Origin of the sequence: Buttiauxella selenatireducens, from assembly GCF_031432975.1 — a bacterium.
GTDB classification, from domain to species: domain Bacteria; phylum Pseudomonadota; class Gammaproteobacteria; order Enterobacterales; family Enterobacteriaceae; genus Buttiauxella; species Buttiauxella selenatireducens.
Genome location: NZ_CP133838.1, coordinates 455,642 through 476,947 on the forward strand (window position 1 = coordinate 455,642; position 21,306 = coordinate 476,947).

19 protein-coding genes are annotated in these 21,306 nt (G+C 49.5%); 12 read left to right on the forward strand and 7 right to left on the reverse strand.

The window, feature by feature from the left end:
• The first annotated feature begins 270 nt into the window (after positions 1-270).
• The 7 genes from mreB to tldD all read left to right on the forward strand — a co-directional run bounded on the left by mreB (position 271) and on the right by tldD (position 10,338).
• Positions 271-1,314, forward strand: coding sequence for a rod shape-determining protein MreB (gene mreB / locus RHD99_RS02165; RefSeq protein WP_000913396.1), 1,044 nt, complete (start codon positions 271-273; stop codon positions 1,312-1,314).
• Positions 1,315-1,381: 67 nt separating this feature from the next.
• Positions 1,382-2,404: a rod shape-determining protein MreC gene (gene mreC / locus RHD99_RS02170; RefSeq protein ID WP_183270844.1), complete on the forward strand. Its 1,023-nt coding sequence runs from the start codon at positions 1,382-1,384 to the stop codon at positions 2,402-2,404.
• Positions 2,404-2,892, forward strand: coding sequence for a rod shape-determining protein MreD (gene mreD / locus RHD99_RS02175; protein ID WP_183270843.1), 489 nt, complete (start codon positions 2,404-2,406; stop codon positions 2,890-2,892). The genes mreC and mreD overlap by 1 nt, the downstream gene beginning before the upstream one ends.
• A gap of 8 nt (positions 2,893-2,900) precedes the next feature.
• Positions 2,901-3,494 carry a Maf family protein gene (locus tag RHD99_RS02180; protein WP_183270842.1) on the forward strand — a complete coding sequence of 198 codons (594 nt, stop codon included), beginning with the start codon at positions 2,901-2,903 and terminating at the stop codon, positions 3,492-3,494.
• Positions 3,484-4,953, forward strand: a complete 1,470-nt coding sequence (gene rng / locus RHD99_RS02185) for a ribonuclease G (RefSeq protein WP_183270841.1) — start codon at positions 3,484-3,486, stop codon at positions 4,951-4,953. Before RHD99_RS02180 ends, rng begins: the two co-directional genes overlap by 11 nt.
• A gap of 59 nt (positions 4,954-5,012) precedes the next feature.
• Positions 5,013-8,813, forward strand: coding sequence for an AsmA2 domain-containing protein YhdP (yhdP, locus tag RHD99_RS02190; RefSeq protein ID WP_309877305.1), 3,801 nt, complete (start codon positions 5,013-5,015; stop codon positions 8,811-8,813).
• Positions 8,814-8,892: 79 nt separating this feature from the next.
• The gene (gene tldD / locus RHD99_RS02195) at positions 8,893-10,338 is read left to right on the forward strand and encodes a metalloprotease TldD (RefSeq protein ID WP_309877306.1); all 1,446 of its coding nucleotides are present in this window, start codon (positions 8,893-8,895) and stop codon (positions 10,336-10,338) included.
• Between the two features lie 16 nt (positions 10,339-10,354).
• On the opposite strand, the gene aaeR is transcribed toward tldD, so the two are convergent.
• Positions 10,355-11,302, reverse strand: coding sequence for an HTH-type transcriptional activator AaeR (aaeR, locus tag RHD99_RS02200; protein ID WP_270142587.1), 948 nt, complete (start codon positions 11,300-11,302; stop codon positions 10,355-10,357).
• A 159-nt stretch (positions 11,303-11,461) separates the two neighbouring features.
• Between aaeR and aaeX the strand changes: the two genes are divergently transcribed.
• The 4 genes from aaeX (at position 11,462) to RHD99_RS02220 (ending at position 14,993) form a co-directional block, all read left to right on the forward strand.
• The gene (gene aaeX, locus RHD99_RS02205) at positions 11,462-11,665 is read left to right on the forward strand and encodes a p-hydroxybenzoic acid efflux pump operon protein AaeX (RefSeq protein ID WP_183270837.1); all 204 of its coding nucleotides are present in this window, start codon (positions 11,462-11,464) and stop codon (positions 11,663-11,665) included.
• A 28-nt stretch (positions 11,666-11,693) separates the two neighbouring features.
• A complete protein-coding gene (gene aaeA, locus RHD99_RS02210) occupies positions 11,694-12,605 on the forward strand; it encodes a p-hydroxybenzoic acid efflux pump subunit AaeA (RefSeq protein ID WP_510183665.1) in 912 nt (303 codons plus the stop codon).
• Between the two features lie 12 nt (positions 12,606-12,617).
• On the forward strand, positions 12,618-14,579 hold the full coding sequence (gene aaeB / locus RHD99_RS02215) for a p-hydroxybenzoic acid efflux pump subunit AaeB (protein WP_309877308.1): 1,962 nt from the start codon (positions 12,618-12,620) through the stop codon (positions 14,577-14,579).
• 141 nt (positions 14,580-14,720) lie between these two features.
• Positions 14,721-14,993 (forward strand): barstar family protein, encoded by a 273-nt coding sequence (locus RHD99_RS02220; protein WP_309877309.1) that lies wholly within the window; start codon positions 14,721-14,723, stop codon positions 14,991-14,993.
• Between the two features lie 69 nt (positions 14,994-15,062).
• Here the strand turns inward: RHD99_RS02220 and yhcN (RHD99_RS02225) are convergent, their stop codons facing one another.
• The 3 genes from yhcN (RHD99_RS02225) to argR all read right to left on the reverse strand — a co-directional run bounded on the left by yhcN (RHD99_RS02225) (position 15,063) and on the right by argR (position 16,553).
• Entirely contained in the window at positions 15,063-15,329 is a 267-nt protein-coding gene (gene yhcN / locus RHD99_RS02225) for a peroxide/acid stress response protein YhcN (protein WP_309877310.1), read from the reverse strand.
• A gap of 104 nt (positions 15,330-15,433) precedes the next feature.
• Entirely contained in the window at positions 15,434-15,697 is a 264-nt protein-coding gene (gene yhcN / locus RHD99_RS02230; protein WP_183270832.1) for a peroxide/acid stress response protein YhcN, read from the reverse strand.
• 385 nt (positions 15,698-16,082) lie between these two features.
• On the reverse strand, positions 16,083-16,553 hold the full coding sequence (gene argR, locus RHD99_RS02235) for a transcriptional regulator ArgR (protein WP_183270831.1): 471 nt from the start codon (positions 16,551-16,553) through the stop codon (positions 16,083-16,085).
• A gap of 432 nt (positions 16,554-16,985) precedes the next feature.
• Here argR and mdh point away from each other — a divergent pair, with 432 nt between their 5' ends.
• Positions 16,986-17,924, forward strand: coding sequence for a malate dehydrogenase (mdh, locus tag RHD99_RS02240; protein ID WP_183270830.1), 939 nt, complete (start codon positions 16,986-16,988; stop codon positions 17,922-17,924).
• Between the two features lie 64 nt (positions 17,925-17,988).
• Here the strand turns inward: mdh and degS are convergent, their stop codons facing one another.
• The 3 genes from degS to zapG form a co-directional block, all read right to left on the reverse strand.
• The gene (gene degS, locus RHD99_RS02245; RefSeq protein WP_183270829.1) at positions 17,989-19,056 is read right to left on the reverse strand and encodes an outer membrane-stress sensor serine endopeptidase DegS; all 1,068 of its coding nucleotides are present in this window, start codon (positions 19,054-19,056) and stop codon (positions 17,989-17,991) included.
• Between the two features lie 86 nt (positions 19,057-19,142).
• Positions 19,143-20,513 (reverse strand): serine endoprotease DegQ, encoded by a 1,371-nt coding sequence (degQ, locus tag RHD99_RS02250; protein WP_309877311.1) that lies wholly within the window; start codon positions 20,511-20,513, stop codon positions 19,143-19,145.
• Positions 20,514-20,750: 237 nt separating this feature from the next.
• Complete coding sequence (gene zapG, locus RHD99_RS02255) at positions 20,751-21,152, reverse strand: Z-ring associated protein ZapG (RefSeq protein ID WP_064543068.1); 402 nt, start codon at positions 21,150-21,152, stop codon at positions 20,751-20,753.
• Between the last annotated feature and the right edge of the window lie 154 nt (positions 21,153-21,306).

The window sequence follows — 21,306 nt, forward strand, 5'->3', positions numbered from 1 at the left end:
CTGCATCTCAAGGGGGCTAATACGCCTGCTGACCAGATTGTTGAAGCATGAAATGAACCCGGTTTGCTTCCTTGCACTGTTCGTTTAACCTACAGCGTTTGTTTGTTTCCTCGGCAGTTCGAGGATAAACGTGTCGAAAGTGTAATAGTCGTAGTAAACTGCACAATTTTTCACCATTGCAGAACATTTTTGCGCCTTGTCGCTGCAATGAGTGGTTGGTAAAGTAAGCGGATTTTGTTTCCGCCCCAGCTTTCAGGATTATCCCTTAGTATGTTGAAAAAATTTCGTGGCATGTTTTCCAATGACCTGTCCATTGACCTGGGTACCGCGAATACCCTGATTTATGTGAAAGGACAAGGCATCGTACTGAATGAGCCATCTGTCGTGGCTATTCGCCAGGATCGTGCCGGTTCACCTAAAAGCGTTGCGGCCGTAGGCCACGATGCTAAACAGATGCTGGGTCGTACCCCCGGCAACATCGCAGCTATCCGTCCAATGAAAGATGGCGTTATCGCCGATTTCTTCGTGACCGAAAAAATGCTGCAACACTTCATCAAACAAGTTCATAGCAACAGCTTTATGCGTCCAAGTCCGCGCGTACTGGTTTGTGTGCCGGTTGGCGCAACTCAGGTTGAACGTCGTGCGATTCGTGAGTCTGCGCAAGGTGCAGGTGCTCGTGAAGTGTTCCTGATTGAAGAGCCAATGGCTGCGGCTATCGGCGCTGGTCTGCCAGTTTCTGAAGCAACCGGTTCTATGGTTGTGGATATCGGTGGTGGTACTACCGAAGTTGCTGTTATCTCTTTGAACGGCGTTGTTTACTCTTCTTCCGTCCGTATTGGCGGGGACCGCTTCGATGAAGCCATCATTAATTATGTGCGTCGTAACTACGGTTCACTGATTGGTGAAGCAACTGCCGAACGTATCAAGCACGAAATCGGTTCTGCATACCCAGGCGATGAAGTGCGTGAAATCGAAGTCCGTGGTCGTAACCTGGCTGAAGGTGTACCGCGTGGCTTTACGCTGAACTCCAATGAAATCCTTGAAGCTCTGCAAGAACCATTAACGGGTATTGTCAGTGCGGTAATGGTTGCGCTGGAACAGTGCCCGCCAGAATTGGCTTCCGATATTTCAGAACGCGGTATGGTTCTGACCGGCGGTGGCGCATTGCTGCGTAACCTTGACCGTCTGCTGATGGAAGAAACAGGCATTCCGGTAGTAGTTGCAGAAGATCCATTGACTTGCGTAGCCCGTGGTGGTGGCAAGGCACTGGAAATGATCGACATGCACGGCGGCGACTTGTTCAGCGAAGAGTAATCAGCCACACGTAAAAGGCAGTGACTATCACTGCCTTTTCTTGATGGCCCTGGAATACGCATAGCCTATGAAGCCAATTTTTAGCCGTGGCCCCTCGTTGCAGTTTCGCCTTATTCTGGCGGTGCTGGTGGCGATTGGTGTCATTATTGCCGATAGCCGTCTGGGTACGTTCAGTCAGATTCGAACGTATATGGATACTGCCGTCAGTCCTTTCTATTTTGTCTCAAATGGTCCCCGTGAATTGCTCGACAGCGTCTCGCAAACACTGGCATCACGCGACCAGCTAGAACTCGAAAATCGTGCACTGCGTCAGGAACTGATCCTGAAAAACAGCGAACTACTGATGATGGGTCAATATCGTCAGGAAAACGCACGTCTGCGCGAATTACTGGGTTCACCGTTGCGTCAAGACGAGCAAAAAATGGTGACTCAGGTTATCTCAACCGTTAACGATCCTTACAGTGACCAGGTGGTTATTGATAAGGGGAGTGTGAACGGGGTCTATGAAGGCCAACCGGTCATCAGTGATAAAGGTGTCGTAGGACAAGTTGTCGCGGTAGCGAAACTCACTAGCCGCGTATTGCTTATCTGTGATGCGACCCATGCGCTGCCGATTCAGGTACTGCGCAATGATATTCGTATTATTGCGGCGGGCAACGGTTGTACCGACGATCTGCAACTGGAACATTTACCGGCAAATACTGACATTCGTGTCGGTGATGTGTTGGTGACATCTGGTTTAGGTGGGCGTTTCCCGGAAGGTTATCCAGTGGGTGTCGTTTCTTCCGTGAAACTTGATACTCAGCGCGCATACACCGTTATTCAGGCTCGTCCGACTGCTGGCTTACAACGTCTGCGTTATTTGCTGCTGTTGTGGGGTGCGGATCGTGAAGGGAAAACCCCAATGCCGCCTGAGGAAGTTCATCGCGTTGCGAATGAACGCCTGATGCAAATGATGCCGCAGGTTTTACCGGCTGCTGATGCTATTGGGCCGCCGGCTCCCGTTCCACCTCCGGCGACGGGTATTACGACTCCGGCTCCAGCAGGGAACACCGCTTCTCCTGCACCTGCAAGCCTGGGAGGGCAGTAGTGGGAAGTTACCGCAGCCAGGGCCGTTGGGTCATCTGGCTTTCTTTCCTCGTCGCCTTGCTGTTACAAGTAATGCCCTGGCCTGACGATTTAAAAGTCTATCGTCCTGACTGGGTATTACTGATCCTGCTTTACTGGATACTGGCTCTGCCACACCGCGTAAATGTCGGCACAGGTTTTATCGTGGGTGCCATACTGGATTTGATCAGCGGTTCAACCCTTGGCGTACGGGCGTTATCTTTGAGCATCGTTGCTTATCTGGTGGCGCTGAAGTACCAGCTATTCCGTAATCTTGCGCTTTGGCAACAGGCTTTAGTGGTCATGCTTTTGTCATTGATGACAGATGTCATTGTTTTCTGGTCTGAATTTTTAGTTATCAATGTCTCTTTCCGCCCAGAAATTTTCTGGAGCAGTGTGGTCAATGGTGTACTGTGGCCATGGATATTCTTGTTGATGCGTAAAATTCGCCAACAATTTGCTGTGCAATAGGATTGAACATGACATCTTTGTATCTGGCATCGGGTTCTCCACGTCGTCAGGAATTGCTGACTCAGTTGGGTGTGTCGTTTGAACGCATCATTACTGATGTGGAAGAACAGCGTCTTAGCCACGAAAGTGCTCAACAGTACGTGGTGCGTTTGGCGCGTGATAAAGCGCGTGCCGGCGTTGCTTTGGCTGCGCAGGACTTACCGGTATTGGGTGCAGATACTATTGTTATCTACAATGGCAATGTGTTGGAAAAACCTAAAGACGAACAGCATGCTGCAGCGATGCTACGGATGCTATCCGGTAACCAGCACCAGGTCATGACGGCCGTTGCGCTGGCGGATCGTGAATCATTGCTGGATTGCCTTGTGACGACTGAAGTGACTTTTCGTGCATTATCAGAACAGGATATCGCTGGTTACGTTGCCAGCGGTGAACCCATGGATAAAGCAGGTGCATACGGTATTCAAGGGCTTGGTGGTTGTTTTGTCAGGAAGATTAATGGCAGCTACCATGCTGTAGTCGGTCTACCGCTAGTTGAAACCTATGAATTGCTGAGTAATTTTCACGCGTTGCGTGATGGACGAGGAAAACATGACGGCTGAATTGTTAGTCAACGTGACCCCATCGGAAACTCGGGTGGCTTACATTGACGGTGGAATACTGCAAGAGATTCATATTGAACGCGAAGCACGTCGCGGGATCGTAGGGAATATCTACAAAGGTCGTGTAAGCCGGGTGCTTCCGGGGATGCAGGCGGCATTTGTAGATATTGGCCTGGATAAGGCAGCGTTTCTTCACGCTTCTGACATCATGCCACATACCGAATGTGTGGCGGGCGAAGAGCAGAAAAACTTCACCGTACGAGATATTTCCGAGCTGGTACGTCAGGGCCAGGACTTAATGGTTCAGGTGGTGAAAGATCCGCTGGGCACCAAAGGCGCTCGTTTGACTACCGATATCACGCTGCCATCGCGTTATTTGGTCTTTATGCCTGGTGCTTCTCACGTAGGCGTTTCCCAGCGCATTGAAAGTGAAGCCGAGCGTGAACGCCTGAAACGTGTGGTTAATGCTTATTGCGATGAGCAAGGCGGATTTATTATTCGCACCGCAGCCGAAGGCGTATGTGAAGACGATTTAGCTTCAGATGCCGCTTACCTCAAACGTGTCTGGACCAAAGTTAGCGAGCGAAAAAAACGTAATAAAACCCGCTGCCAACTTTACGGTGAACTGGCACTGGCGCAACGCGTGCTGCGTGATTTTGCAGATGCCGCTCTTGATCGTATTCGTGTCGACTCTCGTCTTACTTACGACATGCTGCTGGAGTTTACCGCAGAATACATGCCGGAAATGCACAGCAAAATCGAACACTACAGCGGCCGCCAGCCTATTTTTGATCTGTTTGACGTTGAGAACGAAATCCAACGCGCGCTGGAGCGAAAAGTTGAGCTGAAATCAGGTGGTTACCTGGTTATCGACCAAACTGAAGCGATGACAACAGTGGATATCAACACCGGTGCTTTCGTTGGCCATCGCAATCTTGATGACACTATTTTCAATACGAACATTGAAGCGACGCAGGCGATCGCTCGCCAGTTACGTTTGCGTAATCTGGGCGGCATTATCATTATCGATTTCATCGACATGAGTAATGAAGACCATCGCCGACGTGTACTGCATTCCCTCGAACAAGCGTTGAGCAAAGATCGCGTGAAAACCAGCATTAACGGTTTTTCGCAGCTCGGTCTGGTTGAGATGACGCGCAAACGTACGCGTGAAAGCGTTGAACATGTGCTTTGCAACGATTGTCCAACATGCCATGGTCGCGGTACCGTGAAAACGGTGGAAACCGTGTGCTATGAAATTATGCGTGAAATTGTGCGCGTGCATCATGCCTACGATTCCGATCGCTTCCTGGTTTACGCTTCACCGGCCGTGGGGGAAGCGCTGAAAAGCGAAGAGTCCCATTCATTGGCTGAAGTGGAAATTTTCGTCGGTAAACAAGTCAAAGTTCAGATCGAGCCGCTCTATAATCAAGAGCAATTCGACGTCGTTATGATGTAACTCACTGCACAGATAGTGCCGATTTGAGTTCCGCTCCGGCGGCAAACAAGGAGATTTTCGTGAGGCGACTGCCCGGCATTCTGCTACTCACTGGCGCAACGTTGATCGTTATCGTCGCACTGCTGGTGAGTGGTTTGCGGCTGGTTTTGCCGCATCTCGATGCCTGGCGTCCAGCGCTGCTCGAAAAAATTGAAGCCATGACGGGCGCGCCCGTCGATGCCAGCCAGATCCAGGCAAACTGGGAAAATTTTGGCCCAACGCTTGATGTCCGCGATATCAAAGCTGGCTTGAAAGATGGTGGTGAGTTGAGGGTCAAGCGTGTCACGCTGGCGCTCGATCTCTGGCAGAGCATTTTGCACGCCCGCTGGCAGTTCCGCGACCTCACTTTTTACCAATTACAGGTGCGAACCAACACCCCGTTAAGTCGAAATAAAGGGGATAGAAAGCTCGAACCGGGTAAAATCAGCGATCTCTTTTTACGCCAGTTCGATCACTTCGATCTGCGCGATAGCTCCCTTAGTTTCCTGACGATCTCCGGCCAGCGCGCCGAACTCACTATTCCGCAATTGACCTGGCTTAATACCAAAAACCGTCACCGCGCCGAAGGGCTGGTAAGCTTGTCGAGCTTTACTGGCCAGCATGGATTGGCGAAAGTCAGGATGGATTTGCGCGACGAAAATGGTTTATTGAACATTGGCAAAGTCTGGTTGCAGGCTGAAAACGTTGACGTGAAACCCTGGCTTGGCCGCTGGATGAAAGACAATATCGATTTACAGACAGCTGAGTTCACCCTCGAAGCCTGGATGGATGTCAAAGCTGGCGATATTTCGGGTGGCAGCGTCTGGTTGAAGCAAGGCGGTGCAAGCTGGGCTGGGAAAAATACCAACCATCAGCTGTCGGTTGATAATTTAATGGCGCGAGTTAATCGTTCCGGTGCGAGTTGGGATCTTGCCATTCCTTCTACCAATATCACTCTTGATGGTAAAACTTGGCCTAAAGGTTCGTTATCGCTTGCGTGGATTGCTCCTCAAAGTGTGGGGGGCAAAGAGAGCATGCGCAGCGACGAGCTCCGCGTGCGTGCAACCAATATGGAACTGGAAAGCTTCACGGGGTTGTCGCCGATTGCAGAAAAGATTTCGCCTGATTTTGGTGAGATTTGGAACACGCTACAACCGCGAGGGCACATTGATGTTCTTGCAGTGGATATTCCTCTTCAGCAGACCGAAAACACCCGTATGCAAGGGCGCTGGAAAGATGTGAGCTGGAAACAATGGAAAATGTTACCCGGCGTTGAACACTTCTCTGGATCGGTTACGGGCGGCGTCGGGCACGGGCGGCTTAATGCGCAAGTGCTTAATGCCAAAATGCCTTACGTGGGCGTATTCCGTGCCCCGCTGGAAGTTGAACGCGCAGTCGCAACTCTTGAATGGCAGAAAAATGCCGCAGGTTTCCAGCTTGATGGCAAACACCTGGATGTAAAAGCACGTTCTGTGTGGGCTGCGGGTGATTTCCGCTACTACCAGCCGACAGGCGATGAACCCTGGCTGGGGATCCTGGCCGGAATCAGTACCCATAATGGGGCTGATGCCTGGCGTTATTTCCCTGAAAACCTGATGGGCAAAGAGCTGGTTGATTACCTCAGCGGTGCGATTCAAGGTGGCGAATCGGATAACGCAACCCTGGTTTACGGGGGGAATCCTCATCAATTCCCTTATGTGCATAACGAAGGGCAGTTCCAGGTTTACGTCCCGTTGTACAAGGCTAAATTTGCTTTCCAGCCAGACTGGCCTGCGCTTGAAAATCTGAATATCACTCTGGATTTCATCAATAACGGTTTGTGGATGAAATCGGATGCAGTGAAACTTGGCGGCGTGACCGGACGTAAACTGACGGCGAATATCCCGGATTACGCGAAACAAAAACTGTTGGTTGATTCTGACATCACTGGTCCTGGTAGTGCGGTTGGCCCTTACTTCAAAGACACGCCACTCAAAGATTCTCTGTCAGCAGCACTTGATGAACTCCAGATTGGAGGCGATGTGAATGCTCGCTTACATTTGGATATCCCGCTGAATGGCAAAATGACGACAGCCTCGGGTGACGTTCAGCTCAACAATAATACATTGCTGATAAAGCCACTCTCGAGCCAGTTGTCTAACCTGAGCGGTAAATTCAGCTTTGTGAATGGCGAACTGAAAAGCGATCCCCTAAAAGCTACCTGGTTCAATCAACCCATAGGCATTGATTTCAATACTAAAATGGGTGAGAAAGACTACCAGATTGGGGTCAACTTATTAGGTGACTGGCAGCCGACAAAAATGGGAATTGTGCCTGAGCCAATCAGCAAAGAGTTGAGTGGTAGTGTTCCCTGGAAAGGTGATGTGGCGATTTCTCTCCCATATCACGGAGAGGCTAATTATCAGATCAAAGTCGCTGCCGACTTGAAAAATGTAAGCAGTCACTTACCTGCTCCAGTCGATAAATCAGCGGGGCAATCGCTGCCGTTGAATGTCGCGGTGAAGGGTAATCTTAATAGTTTCGATCTGACGGGTAACGCCGGTGCGAAAAATCATTTTTCCAGTCGTTGGTTGCTGAATAAAAAACTCACCCTTGATCGGGCGATTTGGGCGACCAATAGCCACACCGTTCCACCATTACCTGACAACTCTGGCTTAGAACTGGATCTTCCGGCGATGGATGGTGCGCAATGGTTAGCCTTGTTCAGCCATGGGGCCGTGGAAAGTGTGGGTAACTCGGCTTCATTCCCCACTAATGTAACATTACGCACGCCTTCTCTGACGTTCGCTGGTCAGCAATGGAATAACCTGAGTCTGGTTTCCCAAGCTATTCCGAATGGCACGCGCGTTGAAGCCCAGGGGCGCGAAGTGAATGGCTCGTTGACGATACAGAACAATGCGCCGTGGCGTGCTGCCATCAAGTATCTCTATTTCAACCCTGACTGGGGAAATAGCACCGCGAAATCGACCGGTGCTTCGCCGTTGGGAGACGATAACTCGATTGATTTCCGAGACTGGCCTGATTTGCAGCTGCGCTGCTCCGAATGTTGGCTTTGGGGGCAAAAATATGGCCGTATTGACGGTGATTTCGCCATTAAAGGGAACACGCTTGAACTGGAAAACGGTTTAATCGATTCCGGGTTTGCAAGGTTGACTGCCAGTGGCCAGTGGGTGAACAGTCCGGCAGAAGAGCGCACGTCTTTAAAAGGCAAATTGCACGGCTCCAAACTTGATGCGGCGACCAACTTCTTTGGTATCAAGACGCCAATTCAAGGTTCATCGTTTGATGCGGACTATGATTTGCACTGGCGCGACAAACCGTGGCAGCCGCATATTGCTTCACTAAACGGGATCCTTCATACCAAATTGGGCAAAGGACAAATTGCCGATCTGGGCACCGGTCACGCCGGACAATTGCTACGATTGGTGAGTGTCGATGCGTTGATGCGTAAACTGCGTTTTGACTTCAGCGATACTTTTGGTGAAGGTTTCTACTTTGATTCCATCCGTAGCACGGCCTGGATTAAAGACGGTGTACTGCACAGCGAGGATACGCTGGTGGACGGGCTCGAAGCTGATATTGGCATGAAAGGTTCGGTCGATTTGGTTCGACGTCAACTCGACGTTGAAGCGGTCATAGCACCAGAAATTTCTGCTACCGTCGGCGTGGCAACAGCATTCGTGGTTAACCCAATAATCGGTGCTGCGGTGTTTGCCGCCAGTAAAGTGTTAGGACCGTTGTGGAGCAAAATTTCGTTACTGCGCTACCACATCACCGGATCGGTCGATAAACCGCAAATCAATGAAGTGCTTCGCCAGCCAAGGCTCAAGGAAGCTAAGTGATTTGACGCGGGGAGCTAATTGCCGCAAGCTCAATATAATAGATATCTCCAATTGATAGACAAATAAGAGTAACGAAACGATGAGTCTGAACCTGGTAAGTGAGCAGTTGCTGTCTGCGAATGGCTTAACCCATCAAGATCTGTTTTCCATTTTGGGACAATTGTCCGAGCGCCGACTCGACTACGGGGATCTCTATTTCCAGTCCAGTTATCACGAATCCTGGGTGCTGGAAGACCGCATCATTAAAGATGGTTCTTACAACATCGATCAGGGTGTTGGTGTGCGCGCGATCAGTGGCGAGAAAACCGGTTTTGCTTATGCCGACCAGGTCAGCTTGTTGGCACTGGAACAAAGTGCTCATGCCGCACGAAGCATTGTGCAAGAAAAAGGGAATGGCCGCGTACAAACATTAGGTGCCGTGCAGCATAGCGCGCTTTATACCAGTGCCGATCCGCTGCAAAGCATGACGCGTGAAGAGAAACTCGACATCCTGAAACGTGTCGATAGCGTTGCCCGCGCAGCAGATGCTCGCGTACAGGAAGTGACGGCTAGCCTGACGGGCGTTTATGAATTGATTCTGGTCGCTGCAACTGACGGTACGCTGGCGGCTGACGTTCGCCCGCTGGTGCGCCTGTCTGTCAGTGTTCAGGTAGAAGAGAACGGCAAACGTGAACGCGGCTCAAGCGGCGGCGGTGGTCGTTTCGGTTATGACTACTTCCTTGAAACCATTGACGGTGAAGTACGCGCTGATGCATGGGCGAAAGAGGCCGTGCGTATGGCGTTGGTGACTCTTTCAGCCGTTGCGGCACCTGCCGGTATGTTCCCGGTGGTTCTGGGGGCAGGTTGGCCTGGTGTGCTATTGCATGAAGCGGTGGGACACGGTCTGGAAGGTGATTTTAACCGTCGTGGCACATCCGTATTCAGTGGCCAAATGGGTCAGTTAGTTGCTTCTGAACTTTGTACTGTCGTTGATGATGGCACCATGGCGAACCGCCGTGGCTCTGTTGCGATTGACGACGAAGGTGTTCCAGGCCAATACAACGTGTTAATCGAAAACGGCGTGTTGAAAGGCTACATGCAGGACAAACTCAATGCTCGCTTGATGGGGGTTGCCCCAACCGGTAATGGCCGTCGTGAATCTTACGCGCACCTGCCAATGCCGCGCATGACCAATACCTATATGCTGGCGGGTAAATCAACCCCGCAAGAGATTATCGAATCGGTTGAGTACGGGATCTACGCGCCTAACTTTGGTGGTGGGCAGGTGGATATCACCTCCGGCAAGTTTGTGTTCTCAACTTCTGAAGCGTATCTCATCGAGAACGGCAAAGTGACCACACCGGTGAAAGGCGCAACGCTGATTGGCTCCGGTATTGAAACCATGCAGCAGATTTCGATGGTGGGTAACGACCTGGCGTTGGATAACGGTGTTGGTGTCTGTGGTAAAGAAGGACAAAGCTTGCCTGTTGGTGTCGGCCAGCCAACGCTCAAAGTCGACAACCTGACGGTTGGCGGCACAGCATAAAACAATAACAGCCGGGTTAATCCCGGCTGTCTTCACTCGCACGTCCTTTCTTATCTCGTACCCCTTGATACAGGTGCGAAACCTTCACGAAATATTCAGTCAGATAGTTAATACAAACTTGTACTTTCAGCGGCAGCTTATCTTTTTCTGTATACAGCGCGTATACCGGACGCGGGTCGGACTGATAACTCGGCAGTAAGATCTCAAGCGTTCCGTCGTTGATCTCATCGATCACCCACATCAGTGGCACATAAGCGATCCCAGCCCCCACTTTTAGCCAGCGGCTTAACGTCATGGGATCATTGGTGACAAACCGACCCTGCGGGATCATTCGCGTAGTGAGCCCTTCGGGTGCGATCAACTCGAATTCATTATGCGGACGAATGCTGTATTCAAGCCATGAGTGGCTGGCAAGATCGGCGGGTTTTTCTGGTGTGCCATTTTGTTGCAGATAACTTTTAGCGGCGCAAATGACCATTGGCATCGATCCGAGCCGTGTTGAGAACAGGCTGGAATCCTGCAAAGCGCCCACACGAATCACGACATCAAGACCGTCCGCAATCAAATCAGGCGCGGGAATACCGGTCACCAGGTTAACCGTTAACTCAGGATATTCTTTGAGCATATCGGCGGTCATGGACGCGAGGACATTTTGTGCCATAGTTGAAGAACTGCCGATACGCAGCGTCCCGATTGGGGTGTTGTTGAATGCATAGAGTTGCTCATGCACCTCTTGCGCTTCATGTAACATCTTGCGGCAACCAAGGTAGTAGATTTTACCGGCTTCAGTTAGCCCAATGCTGCGCGTGCTGCGGTTTAAAAGCTTAACTTGCAACTCGTCTTCGAGCTTAGAAACGGTTTGGCTAATGGACGATACGCTCATTTCCAGCTGCCTGGCCGTGGCGGTAAATGAGCCTAGTTCGACAACTTTGGCAAAAACCCACATGCGCTTAAGTCTTTCCATTGTTAACTCTGACTTAAAAGTGATTTAGATCACAGATTATAGATAACTCGCTAACAATTACGTTAATATATTATTACTAACACAATCCGTAATACTTGTTAGCACAGCGTTCTTTGTTGTGTCACGGCTTGTGCCTTCTGTATTTTCTGCAAGGTTAACATGAGTCTATTTCCCGTTATCGTGATATTCGGTCTTTCTTTTCCGCCGATTTTCTTCGAGCTAATTCTTTCGCTGGCGCTGTTCTGGGTAGTCCGCCGTCTGCTGATTCCGACGGGGATTTATGATTTTGTCTGGCACCCGGCATTATTTAATACAGCGCTTTATTGCTGCCTGTTTTATCTGATCTCGCGCCTGTTTGTTTGAGGTTGATGTGAAAGCACTTACAACAAAAATGACCCGCACTGCCATCACGCTGATTCTGGTGCTGCTGGCTTTCATCGCTATCTTCCGTGCCTGGGTATTTTATACCCAATCCCCCTGGACGCGTGATGCTCGTTTTACCGCTGATGTTGTCGCGATTGCGCCAGATGTGTCCGGTTTAATTACCGATGTGAAGGTCCATGACAATCAACTGGTGAAGAAAGATCAGGTTTTATTCACCATCGATCAGCCGCGTTATCAGAAAGCGCTGGAGCAGGCTGAAGCGGACGTTGCTTATTACCAGGCATTAGCCGGGGAGAAACGTCGTGAAGCAGGGCGTCGCAATTCGTTAGGCACGCAGGCCATGTCTCGTGAAGAAATTGAACAGTCCAACAATGTGTTGCAGACCGTCATGCATCAGTTATCCAGGGCTGAAGCGACACGAGATTTAGCTCAGTTGGATCTGCAACGTACGATTATTCGTGCGCCAGCAGAAGGTTGGATCACCAACCTGAATGTTTATACGGGTGAATTTATTACCCGTGGTTCTACAGCCGTTGCGCTGGTAAAACGCGGTACTTTTTACATTCTGGCCTACATGGAAGAAACCAAGCTTGACGGTATTCGTCCAGGCTACCGGGTACAAATCACACCGCTTGGTAGTAATCGCGTACTGCGTGGGACGGTAGACAGTATTTCTGCCGGCGTAACCAATGCCAGCAGTACCAGAGATACCAAAGGTATGGCGACGGTTGATTCCAATCTGGAGTGGGTACGTCTGGCGCAGCGTGTGCCGGTTCGTATCCGTCTTGACGAGCAACAGGCAAATATCTTCCCCGCAGGGACTACGGCTACGGTCGTCGTTACCGGCGATAAAGACCGGGATGTTAACCATGACTCGGTATTCATCAAATTCATGCATCGCTTGCGTGAGTTCGGCTAAGCGTAGGTCGATATGTATTTTATCTCGCGATTACATTTGCGCTTTGCCTTCAAACTGGCTTTCGCCATTGTGTTGGCGGTGTTTGTGGGCTTCCATTTTCAACTGGAAACCCCGCGTTGGGCCGTACTGACAGCGGCACTGGTAGCCGCCGGCCCTGCGTTTGCAGCGGGCGGAGAGCCCTATTCCGGCGCTATTCGTTATCGCGGGATGCTGCGTATCATCGGGACTTTTATCGGTTGTATTGCCGCGCTGTTCATTATCACTACGATGATTCGTGCCCCTGTCGTGATGTTACTGGTGTGCTGTATTTGGGCTGGTTTTTGTACCTGGATTTCTTCACTGGTCAAGGTTGAAAACTCCTATGCCTGGGGGCTTTCTGGCTACACCGCGTTAATCATTGTTATCACCATTCAGGCCAATCCGCTTGTCACTCCTCAATTTTCCGTTGAACGGTGTAGTGAGATTGTGATTGGTATTGTGTGCGCGATTCTTGCCGACTTAATTTTTTCCCCTCGCTCCATTAAGCAAGAAATTGACCGCGAACTGGATAACCTGCTGGTGGATCACTATCGGCTGATGCAGCTGTGTGTTGCGCATGGCGATAAAGAGGAAGTCGATAAAGCCTGGAGTGGCCTGGTGCGCCGTACTACCGCTCTGGAAGGGATGCGCGGGAATCTCAAAATTGAATCTTCACGCTGGGATCGTGCTAACCGTCGCCTGAAAGCGATCAACACACTGTCCCTGACGCTCATCACCCAGGCTTGTGAAACATTCCTGATTCAAAACACACGTCCGGAATACATGACCGCAGAGTTCCGCATGTTGTTTGAGATGCCTGTAGAAACCGCGGCTGACGTTCACAAACAAGTGAAAGTGATCCGCAGAGCTATTTCTTATACAGGCGATAAAAATACGCCAGCCACGATAAGCAGCTGGGTTGGCGCGATTAGCCGCTACCTGTTGCTCAAACGCGGAGTCATCAGCAACACCCGTATCAGCTCGGTGGAAGAAGATGTTTTAACTCAGGAAGTCGTTATCAAAGTGCAGTCAGCGGAAGGGCATCACGCGATGATTAACTTCTGGCGGACGACGGTTTCCTGCATGCTCGGTTGCTTGTTTTGGTTATGGACGGGATGGACATCCGGCAGTGGCGCGATGGTCATGATTGCCGTTGTAACTTCGCTGGCGATGCGTTTACCCAATCCACGCATGGTTTCCCTCGACTTTTTATACGGTATGTTAGTCGCGCTCCCATTAGGGGCTTTCTACTTTTTAGTGATCCTACCTTCGACTCAACAAAGCATGTTGTTACTGTGCATTAGTCTTGCGTTGTTGGGCTTCTTTATGGGAATTGAAGTACAGAAGCGACGTCTTGGTTCGATGGGGGCCCTTGCCGGAACCATTAACGTCATTGTGTTGGATAACCCGATGACGTTTCATTTCAGCACGTTTTTGGAGAGCGCGTTGGGACAAATAGTGGGCTGTTTCCTGGCGATGATGGTTATCTTACTTATCCGGGATAACTCCAAAGAACGCACGGGCCGCACACTGCTGAACCAGTTTGTTTCCGCAGCAGTCTCCGCACTGACAACCAATAAAGCGCGACGCAAAGAGAATCATCTACCCGCTCTTTATCAGCAGCTTTTCTTACTGCTGAATACGTTTCCGGGAGATATCGATCGCTACCGCCTGGCGCTGACTTTGATTATTGCTCACCAGCGATTGCGTGATGCACCGATACCAGTGAATGATGATCTTTCCGCATTCCATCGCCAGTTGAGAAACACAGCAGATAAGCTTACGTCGGCATCAAGTGATGATAAAAAACGGCGCTACTTTAAGCAGTTATTGGATGAGCTAGATATTTACCAGGAGAAGTTGCGGGTCTGGGAGGCGCCATTACAAGTCACCGAACCGGTGAAACGACTGGCGCATGTGTTGCATAAATACCAGCATGCACTGATAGATGCCTAACCCGAGCCGACGCCTTGCGTCGGCTTTTTTGTATCTATACTTATGTGATGCGCAAATTTTAGCGAGAGAGAATTATGACAAACCAGGCACTCCAGGGCAGTGAGTTATTTAACACCGGTTATCTGGTTAAGGTGGCAAGCTATGAAAAAATACACCTTTGATTTTAGTCAGATAGAAGATCAACCGGAGTTCTATCGTCACTTTATCCAGGAATTTAGGCTTGAGAAAAAACAGGTTCACGATCTCGACAGTTTATGGGATGTGGTTGTCGGGGGGAATTTACCGCTCCCGGCGGAGATTGAATTTGTTCATTTGCCAGAAATGCAAAGACGGCGTTATGGGGCTTTGATTTTGCTTTTTGATGAAGCAGAAGAGGAGCTGGAAGGGCAATTGCGTTTTAACGTACGTGGATAATCCCCGATTTAAAGGCATAAAAAAGCCCCCGCGAACGGGGGCAAAGTCGTCCTGTTTGACGACGAGGGTTTATTTATACAGTTCAGCGGTGGCATGCCATGTATCGCCAGAACGCGCCTCGATAATACGATAAGATGAGGCACCTTCTTTAGTCGCTTTCTGTGATAATTCCTGACGCATATCCATTGGTGCACTACCTACCTGACTTACGGAAATGGTGCCCATAGATTGCAGATTCTGCGCTTGTTCACTGTCTATCTGATGTGCGGCTGCGTTAGCGCCGAAAGAGATAACGGAAAAAAGGCTCAGTGCTGCGAGTGTGAGTTTGGTTTTCATAATCTTTACTCCTGAATTGTTTATATCAACGACCGGAAGGGCTTAACTGCATTTATTGTTCTTGGGGTCATCGTTTTAGATAATTGCTTCTTGCAGCCAGGCTGTTACTTGTACAGCTCAGCTGTTGCATGCCATTGGTCGCCAGTGCGGGCTTCAATGATGCGGTAAGAAGAAGCGCCTTTCTGTTCAGCTTTTTCATTCAACATTTGGCGCATATCCATTGGCGCACTGCCTACCTGGCTTACAGAAATGGTACCCATCGCCTGACGGTTTTGCGCCTGATCGGCATTAATTGATGTTGCAGCAAAAGCGCCAAATGACAGCATCGAGAGTAGGCTTGCGGTAACTAGAGTTGATTTCATGTTCATAATTTTTACCTCGTCGTATCCTTTTATTGGGGTCTTCATTTCGTGACCCTCATCACAAAATCAAGTATACACTAATAACCAATAAAATTAATACCACGCTAATTATTATCTATGAAACTTTACAATAATAGAGGCTTCTGATATTTCGTAAAGTTATTAAAATGAATCTTTTATTGCTGTTTTTTTGTTAAATATAAGTAAAAACAACAAGATATTGAACTTTGACTTTTTGTGCGCTACTTAGCGTAACCGGCTGATGAAATGGAGCTTTATAGGCGTGCAGTGCATTTTGAATGGGATTTACGGAAGCGTGAGGGCAGAGGGAGTGATTGGTTTGAGATATTGTTCCCGCCGCTGAATAACAACGGGAACGCGGTACTAACGCTTACAGCTCTTGCTCGAACAGCACCAGAATTGCTTCATACAACTCTTTTACAGTGAAGTCTTTAGCAGGGGTGGTAAAGATGGTGTCATCCCCAGCAATAGTGCCCAAAATACCTTCAGCTTTACCCAAAGAATCCAGCAAGCGTGCAATTAACTGTGCCGCACCAGGGCTTGTGTGGATAACAACCACAGCATCGTTGTAATCAATATCCAGAACCAGATTCTTCAGTGGGCTGGAAGTCGTTGGCACGCCAAGCTCAGCTGGCAGGCAGTACACCATCTCCATTTTGGCATTGCGTGTACGCACCGCGCCAAACTTGGTCAGCATACGAGAGACTTTGGATTGGTTAATATTTTCGAAGCCGTCGTTTTGCAAGGCATGCACAATCTCGCCTTGAGAACTGAATTTCTCTTCTTTCAATAATGCTTTGAACGCTTTGACTAATTCTTCTTGTTTTGAGGAAATACGCATATGTCACCCATATTCAGGTCAACGAAGATAACATTATTATGCATTTAAATGAATTTTTATGCAAATGGTTGGCTGGGTGAAAGCCTGAAATAATGTTATGAAAGGGGCGAATATTATCAAATTTTGTTATCGAGAAACATGCCTTCGTCACGACTCGAAAATAAGTTGGTAAGTAAACTAAATGTTATCAAAATGATGTTGTTTTGCTGCTAAGGGAGGGGTAATGTAACCGCCGTTGATGTGACAACATCAGGTTGTGACCGGGCGCGAAGGCGTCGTTTCCACCCAGTGAGTAAATGCAGCAGTAACGTTTCAGGGATGCTCAACGTCGCAAACCTTAAGCGGGAAGATTGTAATTACCCCTTCTCTGGATTATGGTCGCCACCGCATGGAGTTACAGCACCTATTTGCTAACATAATAAGGAGTTTAGGATGAAAGTTGCAGTCCTCGGCGCAGCAGGTGGTATTGGCCAGGCGCTTGCCCTTCTACTCAAGACCCAACTGCCTTCAGGTTCAGAACTCTCCCTGTATGATATTGCACCGGTAACCCCTGGTGTTGCAGTCGATCTGAGTCATATCCCTACTGATGTGAAAATCAAAGGTTTCTGCGGTGAAGACGCAACACCAGCACTGGTTGGTGCGGATGTGGTGCTGATCTCTGCTGGTGTGGCACGTAAACCAGGCATGGATCGTTCAGACCTGTTTAACGTCAACGCGGGAATCGTGAAAAATCTGGTTCAACAGATTGCTCAAACTTGCCCGAAAGCCTGTATTGGTATTATCACTAACCCAGTGAATACCACCGTTGCTATCGCTGCGGAAGTGCTGAAAAAAGCAGGTGTATACGACAAAAACAAACTGTTTGGCGTGACTACGCTGGACATCATCCGCTCCAACACTTTTGTTGCGGAACTGAAAGGTAAACAGCCGACTGAGATCGACGTTCCTGTGATTGGTGGCCACTCTGGTGTGACCATTCTGCCACTGCTGTCTCAAATCCCGGGCGTAAGCTTTACTGAGCAAGAAGTTGCTGACCTGACTAAGCGTATCCAGAATGCGGGTACTGAAGTTGTAGAAGCTAAAGCTGGTGGCGGGTCTGCAACCCTGTCAATGGGCCAGGCTGCTGCACGCTTTGGTCTGTCATTGGTTCGCGCACTGCAAGGCGAAAGCAATGTTGTTGAATGCGCGTATGTTGAAGGCAACGGCGAGCACGCTCGTTTCTTCTCTCAGCCATTGCTGCTGGGCAAAAACGGTATCGCAGAGCACAAATCCTACGGCAAACTGAGTGCTTTTGAGCACCAGGCGTTGGAAGGAATGCTGGATACCCTGAAGAAAGATATTACCCTTGGCGAAGAGTTTGTTAACAAGTAAAACCTGAGTTTAAGAGATAAAAAAACCGGAATTGATATTCCGGTTTTTTTTCGCCTGATGTTTATTAGTTTGTGGCAGGGTATTCCTGAATTGTCACTTGCAGCGTGAGCTTCTTATCATCACGCATGACTTCTACTGGAATGACAGAACCTGGACGAATCTCCGCGACCTGATCCATGGTACCCAGAGCAGATATTGCAGGCTTGTGGTTCACCGAGATAATCACGTCATTAACCACCAGGCCTGCTTTTGCCGCCGGGCCGTCAGGCGTCACTTCGTTGACGATGATCCCCTGAATTTGGTCAATTCCGGTTGCCGGGCCATGTAATGGCGTTATCTCACGCCCGCCAATCCCAATGTAGCCACGAATCACGCGACCATCACGGATAAGCTTATCCATGATTTTAGTAGAGAGTTGGGTGGGAATAGCGAAGCCGATGCCTTCAGGTGTTTCACCATCGTTACTTTTATCAAACGAAAGGGTGTTGATACCCATGAGCTCGCCCAAGGAGTTGACCAATGCACCACCGGAGTTCCCGTGGTTGATTGAGGCATCCGTTTGCAGGAAAGACTGACGGCCAGACGGGCTCAAGCCGATACGACCCGTGGCACTGATAATCCCCTGAGTAATCGTCTGCCCCAGGTTATACGGGTTGCCTATCGCCATCACGACATCGCCAATATGCGGCACACGTTTATTATTGATAGGAATAACCGGTAGGCTGGTGGCATTAATTTTCAGCACGGCCAAATCGGTCAGGCTATCAGACCCCACGAGCAACGCTTCAAAAACACGACCATCCTGCAGTGCAACGATAATTTGCTCTGCATCATTAATGACGTGCTTATTGGTAATAATGTAGCCGCGTTCATCCATGATGACGCCGGAACCGAGGGTTCGAATTTCTAGCTGGTTATGGGTATTACTGCCGACACTACGGTTATAAACATTCACCACAGCAGGTGCAGCACGGCGCACCGCCGAGTTATAGCTCAGCGGAGTTTCATCGGCACTGTCAAAGGTCGAGGGAGCTAAGGGGATGATTTTCTGGCGAAGCGTAGGCATTACTGCCAACAACAATCCTGCCACAATCAGGCCAAGCACCACCGAGCGTAATATCTTCAGAAACATGTATTTGAGTTAGTCAATAATAAACCGGGTGCAGGATAGCATGAGTTAATCGGACATCGTACCGCGATGTCCGATTACTGAACAGATTAGCGTACTAACAGATAGATACTTTCTTCGCCACGCACGACATGCAGCGCAATAACGTCTGGTTTGCTTTCCAGCACCTTACGCATCTCGGCAATGCTTGTGACTTGCTCGCGGTTTACACCAACGATGAAATCATCTTTGTGCAATCCGGCTTGTGCGGCTGGAGTGCCTTTATCAACGCTTTCCAGCTTGATGCCTTTGGTGCCATCTTTTAACTGACCGTCGCTCAATGTTGCACCTTGCAACGCTGGCATGATCAGTTCCGCATTGGCCGAGGACGCGGTACTTTTATCAAGAGTCACACTGACTTCTAACGGCTTCCCATCGCGCAGCAATCCAATTTTCACCACAGTTCCAGGTTCCGTTGTGGCGATTTTTGCGCGAAGCTCCGCAAAACTTCCGATGGTTTTACCGTTCAGACTGGTAATCACATCACCGGCTTTGACACCTGCTTTAGCCGAACCCGATTGAGGCAATACTTCACTGACGAACGCACCGCGCTGAGTGGTCAGATTAAATGCTTTGGCAATATCAGCACTCATCTCAGTGCCTTTAATGCCAAGCAAACCGCGCTTAATCTCGCCAAACTCCATCAATTGTTTCGCCAGCGTTTGCGCCATATTGCTCGGGATAGCAAAACCGATACCGACGCTGCCGCCGCTCGGCGCGAGGATTGCGGTGTTAATGCCGATGAGCTCGCCATTAAGATTCAGCAATGCGCCGCCGGAGTTACCACGGTTAATGGAGGCGTCTGTCTGGATAAAGTTTTCCAGCCCTTCGAGGTTTAAACCGCTGCGGCCCAGAGCTGAAACAATACCGGAAGTCGCCGTTTGGCCCAGACCGAATGGATTACCTACGGCAACCGCAAAATCACCTACTCGTAATTTGTCTGAATCCGCCACCGCGATTTGTGTCAGCCCGGTCGCATTCTGGATTTGAATCAGCGCAATATCACTTTGATCATCGCCACCAATCAATTTGGCATCAAACTCGCGCCCATCGTTTAGCTGCACGCTGATTTTTTCGGCGTGATTGATGACGTGATTATTGGTCAGTACGTAGCCTTTCTCAGCGTTAATGATGACCCCAGAACCCAGGCCTTCAAACGGTTGAGCTTCTGAAGGAGGCATGTCGTCGCCAAAAAACTTTTTAAATTCCTCAGGGACTTTCTGGGTTGGGGCTGCGGCCGTTCCTTCAACCTGAACACTGACCACGGCGGGTAATACTTTTTCCAGCATTGGCGCAAGACTTGGCAACGCCGGCTGACCCGGGATTTGCGCAGGTAACGACGCATTCACCTGCGATGCAACACCGAACGTTAGTCCGACACTTAGCGCTAAGGCACTCAACAACAGTGTTTGTTTCTTCATTGATGGCTTGCTCTCGTGACCTGGAAAAGGAAAACCCGACTTACCCGTCATCTTTCAAGCCGCATAGGCGTTGGCTGCAACCTGAAATCTAAAGCGGATGACATTCCGATGTTATTGAAATATCAGCCGGGTAACAATGTTGTTATAGAGTGAAGAGTTACTAGTAAATGATAGCTGTGCTGGAGAGAGATTAGGGGCACGGAAGCTGTACCCCTGAAAAAAATTCTACATTTGTGATTAATCGCGTTTTGCGCGCTCGGTACGCAGCAAACCGGATGCACCCTCAGAGTAGTCACGCGGCATTTGAACCGGAGCCTGATCGTTGCTGGCTTCTGATTCAGCGAGGCGGTTGCGGAACGGGTTCGCTTCGGCTGACATTTCCGGCAACAGGCTGCTAGAGCTTTTCGCCATATGTTGATAAAGCTGGCGATAATCATGAGCCATATTATCCAGCAACTCTGCGCTACGGGCAAAATGACTGACTAACTCTTCACGATACTCTTCAAGTTCTGCTTTGTTTTTCTCAATTTCGTACTGCATGGCCTGCTGCTGACGCAGCTTGCGGTTGCCAAAACGCATAGCAACTGCACCAACGATGATGCCAACAACTAACCCAATTAGCGCATATTCCCAGGTCATGAACTTCTCCCGTTGTCTTGTGTTTCCGTAGGGTAATGTAGCCACTATAACCGTTAACCTAAGAGAAGTGGAATCCTGACGCAGCATCGCTTAGGGTAGAACGGCCTTTTTTTCGACAACCGTCCTTTTTTGAGCACTAAGTAAACGGCAATCC